4 protein-coding genes are annotated in these 9,066 nt (G+C 39.0%); 1 reads left to right on the top strand and 3 read right to left on the bottom strand.

Going from position 1 to position 9,066, the window contains the following annotated elements:
* Window positions 1-155 precede the first annotated feature (155 nt).
* Together Q0954_RS31335 and Q0954_RS31330 are read right to left on the bottom strand one after the other, a co-directional pair.
* A complete protein-coding gene (locus tag Q0954_RS31335; protein ID WP_299465047.1) occupies window positions 156-695 on the bottom strand; it encodes a hypothetical protein in 540 nt (179 codons plus the stop codon).
* Between the two features lie 203 nt (window positions 696-898).
* Window positions 899-2,626 carry an ABC transporter substrate-binding protein gene (locus tag Q0954_RS31330; protein ID WP_299465044.1) on the bottom strand — a complete coding sequence of 576 codons (1,728 nt, stop codon included), beginning with the start codon at window positions 2,624-2,626 and terminating at the stop codon, window positions 899-901.
* A gap of 383 nt (window positions 2,627-3,009) precedes the next feature.
* Between Q0954_RS31330 and Q0954_RS31325 the strand changes: the two genes are divergently transcribed.
* Entirely contained in the window at window positions 3,010-3,639 is a 630-nt protein-coding gene (locus Q0954_RS31325; protein WP_299465041.1) for a DUF5683 domain-containing protein, read from the top strand.
* 345 nt (window positions 3,640-3,984) lie between these two features.
* Here the strand turns inward: Q0954_RS31325 and Q0954_RS31320 are convergent, their stop codons facing one another.
* The gene (locus Q0954_RS31320; RefSeq protein WP_299465038.1) at window positions 3,985-8,919 is read right to left on the bottom strand and encodes a translocation/assembly module TamB domain-containing protein; all 4,935 of its coding nucleotides are present in this window, start codon (window positions 8,917-8,919) and stop codon (window positions 3,985-3,987) included.
* Between the last annotated feature and the right edge of the window lie 147 nt (window positions 8,920-9,066).

Raw genomic sequence — 9,066 nt, 5'->3', positions numbered from 1 at the left:
AACATCATTTGCCATTCGGCAACTATTTTTCATCCCACTACTAAAAACAGTGGGCTTTCAAATAATATTTATCGTAAATAGTTTACCAAATTAGGCAGGAGACGAGGGATTGCAAAATTAAATAGCGGAAATAAGATTTTTTTAGGAAGTAAACCTTATTCATTCTTCTTTTTGATAAGCTTTAAAGAATTTTCAGGGCTTTTAAACGGAGGTTTATTAGGGTTAGTATTCGTTCTGGGGTATTGTTTGACACGACTTATAAAAAACTGCCCATTGTCAAGACGATAGTATATTTTCTTCATAGACGATTGGCAATGGGCATACATAGTAATTACGGTAGAAGTAAGTTTTCCATTGGCAATTTTCAATTGTCCTTTGAGTTTTGGGTGTTTTTGAGTATTCGCCAGAAAACAGATATAAAGCCCGGTATTTAAAAATTCACGTTTGGTTTTGAGGTCGTAGCTCAAGGGTTTATTTCCTGATAATCGATCATTGGTGTAAATCACCCTCACCCTTAGCTTACGAAATGTTTGCGTAGGTTTACCTTTGCGCTCGATTTGAATACTTGTTACTCTGGTGTAAGCATCCAAGTCTATTTTATCAGTTTCAAATATCACTTTCACCTCTTCCGAAAGTGTAGCATAAACGGTTTTTCCTTCGATTTTTAGCTGCTTAAACTGTGCTTGTGCGCTCACACCGATCAGCATTATTGCAAAAAGAATGAATAAGGGGTAGCTCAACTTTTTCATCGTTTATAGGGGTTATTTTTAATGAGTGATTTAACAGAAAGACCCATGGGGAATGAAAAAGGAGTAGGCAGGCCATTATTTTAGGCCTAAAAGCAAAAAAGCACGCAAATTTTGCGTGCTTTCATAATATCTACAGTAGTGTGAAAAGATTACTTAGAGCTTTCCTCTTTCTTTTCTTCTTTTTTGTCATCAGCGTTTGCCGAAGCATTATTGCCCGACTTAAGGTCTACTTTTTCAAGTACCAACGTGTTCATTGTGTTGGTTTTCAAACCAGTCACATTTTTTTGCTTCAGGTTCAACACTTCATCATAAAACAATACAATTACTGGAGCATTGTCCATAATGATCTGATCCATCTTATTGTAATCAGAGTATCGGGTAAAAGTGTTGTCTGTTTCGTGGGCTTCTTCAAACAGTTTATCATAAGTCTCATCAGCAAAGTGAGTCTTATTAGGTCCATCTGGTGAGAAGTTTTTGCTGTAAAACAAAGAGAGGAAGTTTTCGGCATCTGGGTAATCACCAATCCACGAACCACGGAAGAACTTCACTTTGGCGTTGTCTACCATATCTTTGTGGGTAGCAAACTGATTGCTTTCAATTTTCACCTTTATTCCTAAATTATCTTCCCATTGCTTTTGCAAGAATCCGGCAATTTCTTTGTCAGTAGTATAAGTACTCAAAGTAATCTCAGGAAAACCTTTGCCTTGTGGGTATCCGGCGTCTTTTAGTAACTCCTGCGCTTTTTTAATGTCTACTTTGTACCCTTGAATTTGTGTAGAGTCAAACGAAGAGAGTGCATCAGGTATAAAACCGTGGCTACCTGGTGTACCTAAGCCATTTCTGATAAACGAAATCAGGTTTTTGCGGTTAATGGCATAACTCAAAGCCTTACGTACCTTTTTATTGAGTAATGGGTTGGCTTTTTCATCGGTGCCCTCCATCAAAATACCAATATACTCGGTCAGCATATAAGGTTTTTTCTCTACTACAAACTTGCTGCTGAAGTCATCTTTAATGCTTCCGTCTTTGTTAAGAATCTTGTTACGAGAAGTTTCTGAGATACTGGTCAGAAAATGTAAGCTACCTTTTTCGAAGCTTAAGAAAGCTTGGTTTTTATCTTCAATGAACGATACATCTACCGCATCAAGGTAAGGCAATGGTTGGTCTTTTACGTCACGTTTCCAGTATTTGGTATTTTTTACCAAGATCAGACGATCTTTTTCGTTCCAGGTCTTTAGCATAAAAGGACCAGTACCTACTGGGTGTTTTCTGAAATCTTTGTTATACTTCTCTACTGCTTCTTTTGCTACTACAAAAGTAAACGGCATAGACAAGATTTGTAAAAATGCAGGAAAGCGTCGATTAAGAGTAATTTTAAACGAATAATCATCTATTTTTTCAATCCAGTCATCCGCCAATTTCTTGTCGGCACTTTGCTTTACCTTGTCGGCAAATATCCAAGAACCTTTTGCGGCAGTTCTAGGATCCATTAATCTCTTGAATGAGTAAACAAAATCATCGGCAATTACTTCACGTCCCCGACCATTTTTAAAAGCCTGGTCGTCATGAAAGTAGACATTTTTTTTGATGGTGAAGGTATACGTCAGCCCATCTTCAGAAATCTTGTAGTTTTCTGCCAACTCAGGGTGAACGTGTAAATCTTCTCCAAAGGTAAATAACCCATTGTACAATTGAGTAGTAGCCCAAATGTTTGTTCTTTGATCGGCAAAAACCGGATCAAGCGAAGTCAGTCCCCCTGTCAGGTTCAAGCGAAAAATCTTTTTACTGTCATTTGTGGTGTTTGTTGTTTTGTTTCCTGGTCCACAGGATAATAGACAAACAGCAAGTGCAGCTAAAAGGGTGAATCGTCGCATCATAATTTATATGTTTTTAAATGAAACCGCTATATTTGCATCCTTGAATTTCACGCATTTTAAGCGATCAAATATTGTTCAAAAATACTTTATTTAAAAATAATTTCTGTTATTTTTTTTGATTTGCGCGAAGTTTTCTTCAATGTAAGGTATTACAGCTTTTGTAAACATTTATACAAAATTAAAGTAGAACGTAACCCAAAACTTGTAGCAAATATTTTTTTAAAAACGTAACAATATAAACCAAAATAACAATGAAATGAAGAATCTAACAGGATTTTGGTAGAAAAACAGCCTGTAGCAAGGTTTGAAGTGTTTTTTAAGGTTAATGACATTAAATTTATAATTTTAACAAAGAGCGTAAGATGTGCAAATATTTTTTGAAAATGAACTTGTATAGAGTATTATTTTGCCTTGCGGGTATTTTGCTAATGTCCATAGGTGTGTCTGAAGCTCAGGTGCAAGACTCAGTGCCCCAAACCAAGCCCCCGGCTACGGTAAAACCTACCCTCACCGTAAAAGATACTGTGGTAATAAAAAAAGGGGGACAGTTATCGAGCAAAAAGCGAAAACGAAGAAGTAACTCTCCCCGCAAAGCCTTGTTGTATTCGGCAGCTTTTCCAGGGTTTGGACAAATATATAACCGTAAACCCTGGAAACTAATCATTATTTATGGAGGAGGTGCCTTGCTTGGTCTGGAAATAAACCGTCAACACCAACGTTTTTTACAGTTTAGAAACGAATACGTAAAAAAAAGCCAAGACCCCAACTATGAGGCATCTTTTAACCTGACTGCCGAAAACCTTAAAACTATTCAAGATCAGGCAAAACGCGATCGGGACTTCATGATTATTCTTTCGGTATTGGTGTATGGTTTACAAATGGTAGATGCCAACGTAGATGCCCACCTGATGGACTTTGACCTGGACGAAAACCTGAGCTTTAGATTGCAACCTTCTATGGAAAGTACCCCCTTTAGCAACTTTGCAGCGCTAAGTTTGACGCTTAAGTTTTAAGGAAAGAGTAGAAATGAAATGACTTTTTGCCTAAAAATAGCCCGCGCAATAGGGGCAACACCCACACAAACGCATCTTAGGTACAAGTTACTTTCATAGGAGTATTCAAAACTCTCAGAAAAACAGCAATTCTCTTACATCTAAATAGGTGTAATGTAAGTTCAGAAAACCACAAAAAAGCTTTTTTGTGGTTTTTATTTTTTAATACACACCAGGACTGAATTAAATACATCTAACAAACAGGGGATAACTATCATACAATGAGCGAGTTATACTTACTTGTAGCTTATGGCTAATTGTACCGATATTCATCGGTATCTAAGGACTTGCTGCTACTACAGTATTTTAGTCTTCTTTTTCTTTCTTCTTGCTTTCCTTCCCTTTTACCTCCGTCTTTTTTGTTTCCTCGCCTGTCGACTTTTTGCTTTTTTTCTGTGAATCTTCTTTCTGAGTCTTTTCTTTTTTGGGTGGTCTACTATTTTTCACCTTTTTGCGTCTAAACAAGTGCCCTAATTTATTAAAGTTTTTCTGGTAACTCACCGAAAACCCATTAGTTTGGTTGTTTTGCTGAGTAAGACCGCTTGCGGCAGAGCTATTGTTGTTGGTTCGGCGAAAAAACTTAAGGCTTAAATTACCCGATTCATTCAAACGATACTCTACTGTTACATCTCCTATCAGGTTTTGGTGCGAATTTTCTTCATTATTGTCGTGGTTATCGAGGCTTACAAAACTACCCACCGATACCTTGAGTCGATCATTGAAAAATTTCTTGGACAATTGTACCGCCAGTTCGCGGTCTTGCGAATAATCACTCCTATTATTTAAATCAAGGTCAATTTGTACTCCTCCCAAATAATCATCAGACAATTTGTTGAGCTGAGAACTTAAAAAACCACTCAGCCCCGACCCCAATTGAGAGGTTACATCTACTCCATTGCTGCCCTGTGCCTCTTCGGCAGTAATAAAATGCCCCAATACTATCAACCCAAAAACCTGCTTGTACAACTCGTTTTGGTTATTCCTTATTTCATTGAGTTTACTGGTAAGCGCTGGGCTGGGATTTCTCACCTCCTCTTTGGGCAACTCAATGTCGAAACTAATTTGGGGCTCCAGAAACTTGCCCCGTAAATGTACCAATACCTGTACCGGAATAATTCGTTTTGCCTGCTCTATCTCTTGGTCTGACGAAATACGGTCTTGTAATAAACTATAGGTAGAGGTTTTGGTTTCATAAATAGCCGTGATATTCATGATTCCTTGCATAGGGTCACCAAAAAAGTGCACACTACTCCCCTTCTGCACTTCAATTTCTTTGCGTACCACTTCAAACAGGTTCATAGTGTACTTTCCGGTTTCTATAACATAGTCGCCCGATATTTCAATTTCCCCTGTACTGTCCATGTTTACACTTAATGTCGTAGTGCCCGAGCACTCCATACGGTCGTTGGTAGCTTCATCTATGATGATATGTAGCTTTGTTTCGGGAGTTACCCTAATCACTGAGTTGACCGTAAACCCAGTAAGATCAGTTTGAGCTCTTGCTTTAGTGGTGTCTTTGGTTTTGGTAGAGTCAGCATCTACAAACTTAATAAAATCGCTTCGTCTTACACTGGCCGCCCCTTCGTCATCTATCGATGTATGCACGTTAGAACCAGGCTTTACAGTAACATCTGCTTTTATTTTCAGGTCATCCAACAACCCATCTACTTTAATGTCATAGTCGCTCACAATGGTACCATACAAGGTTTTAAAATTATAAGCACTTGACTTCATCAACTGAAAATTATCTCCCTTCACCTTAAGGTTGGTATAAAAAGCACTAAAGCCCAGGTTATGGATTTTACCATTGATTGTATTGGTTTGTCCGTTTTGATCAGTAATCGTAAAGTTTTTAAAGTTGATTTGGTCACCGTCAAAGTAAATGCGTTGGTCTTCGATAAAGTGGGGTTCGCCCAACATTTTCACCTGCACTGTGTTTTTACCTTTAAATCTAATATCTCCATTGATATTGGGATGAAGTAAAGGTCCGGCAACGCGCAGTCGGGCGCTCAACCTGCCATGTAACTTGGTTATATAGTCAGACACCAAAGGCTTGAAGGGTTCAAGCCTGATCTGAGATATTCCAGCAAACAAGTATAAGCTGTCTTTGTTGAGGTCATACGAACCGTTGGCACGCAAGCGATTATTTCTGCCCTTCAGCAATACTTGTATCTTGGTAACCCCCGTAAGATCTTTGTCGCTCACCCCCAAAGTAAGGTCACCCATTGCTATGTCCATTGCTCTAAGGTTTTTCACCTTAATATCGCTGATAATTTTTTCAATATCAAACACGTTGGTTACTGCCAGGTTGCCATTGATCACCCCGCCCAGTTTGTAAGAACTTAAGCCAAACAACAGAGGAATAGAATCAATGTCAAACTTGATAATATCAAGCTCCTGTACAATTTTGTTATCATCATTGGTACGACTCTGTAGCAATAAGCTTTGGTCGTTGTGGGTCAGCGCCAGGCTATCTACAAACAAGTACTCATTGTAAGGGTTGAAAGTAATTTTACAATCTTGCTTAAATTTCCACTTTTGCTTTTCTATTTCTATGAAAGAATCATGCAGGGCTATAGCAAAAGTATCGGTTTTAGCATTTACCTTTCCATACAATGCCATATCCGTTTTAAGCGAGTCAGACTTTACCCTAAAATTAAACGACGCCTTGTCTTTTTCTATAGTAGTGCGGAAAATAGGCGATTTGATGTCTATATTTTCTTTGGTTTCAATGTTGGAGCACGACCAAAACACCTTGAGTTTGTTGCGCCTGGTGCGTAGATTCAAGTAAAAGTTGTTGGCTTTTTGTCCTGCATACTCAAGCGCTGGCGTACTTATTTGTGCCATCAAAAAATTAGTGCTGGCATCAAAAGTAACATCAATGTCCAGTTCGAAAGGAAGCTTAAGAGTAGGTACAAAAGCATACAACAAACGAGGATTTTTGTGTACATGGGCATTGACAGTAAACTGTTCGGTATGCTTGAGTTTGAGCGAGTCGCTCGCATACCCGGTATAATAACTGTGCGCAAAAATATCAAACGCCTGGGGCAACTCTGATAAGTGAAACTGCCCTTTGACGTGGGCATCCATTATATCTGACTTTAGCACGATATTACGTGTGCTATCTTGTTGGCTAATGGTAAGTCGAAGCGAGTCAAGCTCCAGGTTTCTTTTCTGATACGCCACCTTTGCATGAGTTACTTTTAAGTATCCAGTAAGACTATCGGCATCAAACCCTTGAATTTCGCCTACTATTTGGGTTTTGATGTCCAGCTTTTGGTCAAACAAGTTCAACTTCTTTAAATGCAATTGGTGTACATCGCCCAGCAAAAACACTGTAGGCTTTTTTTCTCTGAGGTTTACTACGTTTCGCAATACTAAATGTGCCTCATCATCTTTATAAACTACCTTACTTTCGGCAATATTGTCTACAAATTTGCTGGCAATTTTTAAGCCTTTATACACATACTTTTTATACTCAAAACTAGTGATATCGGCATTCAAAGTATCGACTCGAAACAAGTGGGGACTCTGGGTAATACTGGTAGAAGCCGAAAAATTCAAAGCACCAACATCTGCCACTCCGACAAGCGTACCTACTTGTATGGCTTTGCCGCTCAGGTTGGCCTTTAGGCGATTATTGTCAAATTTGGCATTGGTTTGCAGTGTAAAATCGCTTTCCAGCTCTCCCAAAACCGTTTGCAAAAGACAATCACCTTCGAGCTGCGACAAATACCCCTTCAGTTTGAGTTCGGTGCGAATATCAGGTACAAGCATCAACTGGGCAGGCAAAGGTGCAGGCAACAAACTTTGTAAAAAGGCAGGGGCTACTTTTAAATAATGTAGGTTTAAGTTATAATGTGCCTGGGCATAGTCGGTAAAGTTATTAACTTCCAAAGTGGTTTCAAAACTGTTGCGGGCATTGAACCCCACCATAAACTTGTCTAAATATAGTTTGTTTTTATCCGCCTTAATGCTTCCGCCAAACTTTACGGTTTGGTCTTGCAAGGCAGGGGGCAACGCTCCGGTAAAGAAAGTAATGTCTTTGAAACCCAGCGAATCCTGGGTAAAATCGGCATCAAAAAAAGTAGAATCAACGGACGCTTCAATGCTTTCCAGGGAGGGTAAACGCAGCTTAAAGCCCCGGTGAAATACCGAATTGTTGGTTTGTATCTTTCCGGCGTCTATCGATACCTGCGGGTAATCCAGGTCTACACTCAAGGCGAGTTGTCTTAACCTAAAACCACTCTTTTCGGCAAAAGCCAACGATCTAATGTCAAAGCTAAGGTTGTTTTTTCCTACTTTTATCTGTCTTATATCAGTACTAAAGTCTTTGGCTACCAGATGGTTGTAGTCAATACTGTTCCTGTTGGCAGGCTTACGAGAATCGTCATCATAGCGGAAATTACAATTTTTAAACACCAAAGATTTAAGGTCAATTTTATACCCACTGGAGTTCAAGGCAGTATTAAGCGTATCTGCCACCGCTTTTTGGGTGCTATCTTTTGGGGTCAATTTTTTGCCTGCCTCCAGCTCGTCCTGAAGTGTTACTTCTGCTTCGCTATCTTCTTGTTGATGAGGGGCCTGTCTAAATTTCAAGTCAAGCCCGTCAAACATCAATTCATTGATGATAGGGTGCTTATTTTCCAACCCCAACGTTTCAAAATCTGCTTTGAAATCTTTCATTTGGGTTTGCAAAAACAACTTGCTGCGGTCGTCCCACCAGTGTAGTTTCAGGTTTTTTAAGCGTACCTTGTGCAAGTCTATGTCCCAGCCTGCTGTACTGTCTTTTTTGGGTTCAGGCTTTTTGGTAGAATCGCTGCTAAAAGCGTCAATCAAAAATTGATAATTGAAATCGGGCGACTTAGAAGAGCGATGCAAGTGTAGGTTGACCCCTTCAAGGCCTACTTCCTGGGTTTGCAATTGTTTGTCTAACAGCGAAAAACTATGCAACGTGACTTTAAATTTCTTGGCATATAGCAAGGTGTCGTCTTGACGATCTGCCACAAAGATATCTTCCAATACCACCGTTTTAAAAAACTCTATATTGACACGTTTTATATCTACTTTGGTTTTGAGCTTTTTACGCAAGTAGCCAGTTGCCTGATCTACCAGGTATTGTTGCGCAGCTGGTATTTGAATAGCCCCCCAGACCACCGAAAACAGCAGCAGCACTGAGGCTACACTATAGACAATAAATTTTACAGAAAACTTTATTATTTTTTTACCTGTGATCTTCATTCAAAGGGTTAGGGGTTTATTACTTACAACTATATTTAGATGCTAATATAGATTAAATATATTTTAATAAATCAACATGTTCGCCATCCTCCATTTTAAAATCTGTGAATGGCTCCAATAGACAATGTATCTTTAAAATCTATTGGA

The sequence above is a fragment of the uncultured Microscilla sp. genome, from assembly GCF_947493425.1.
Classification (GTDB): Bacteria; Bacteroidota; Bacteroidia; order Cytophagales; family Microscillaceae; genus Microscilla.
Note: the sequence above shows the minus strand (reverse complement) of the source record. Positions and strands in the feature narration are given on the sequence as shown.

What these genes read in the sequence shown, in the direction of transcription:
- Q0954_RS31320 (WP_299465038.1), bottom strand. Translation starts at nt 8,919, where the DNA reads ATGAAGATCACAGGTAAAAAAATAATAAAGTTTTCTGTAAAATTTATT.
- Q0954_RS31325 (WP_299465041.1), top strand. Translation starts at nt 3,010, where the DNA reads ATGAACTTGTATAGAGTATTATTTTGCCTTGCGGGTATTTTGCTAATG.
- Q0954_RS31330 (WP_299465044.1), bottom strand. Translation starts at nt 2,626, where the DNA reads ATGATGCGACGATTCACCCTTTTAGCTGCACTTGCTGTTTGTCTATTA.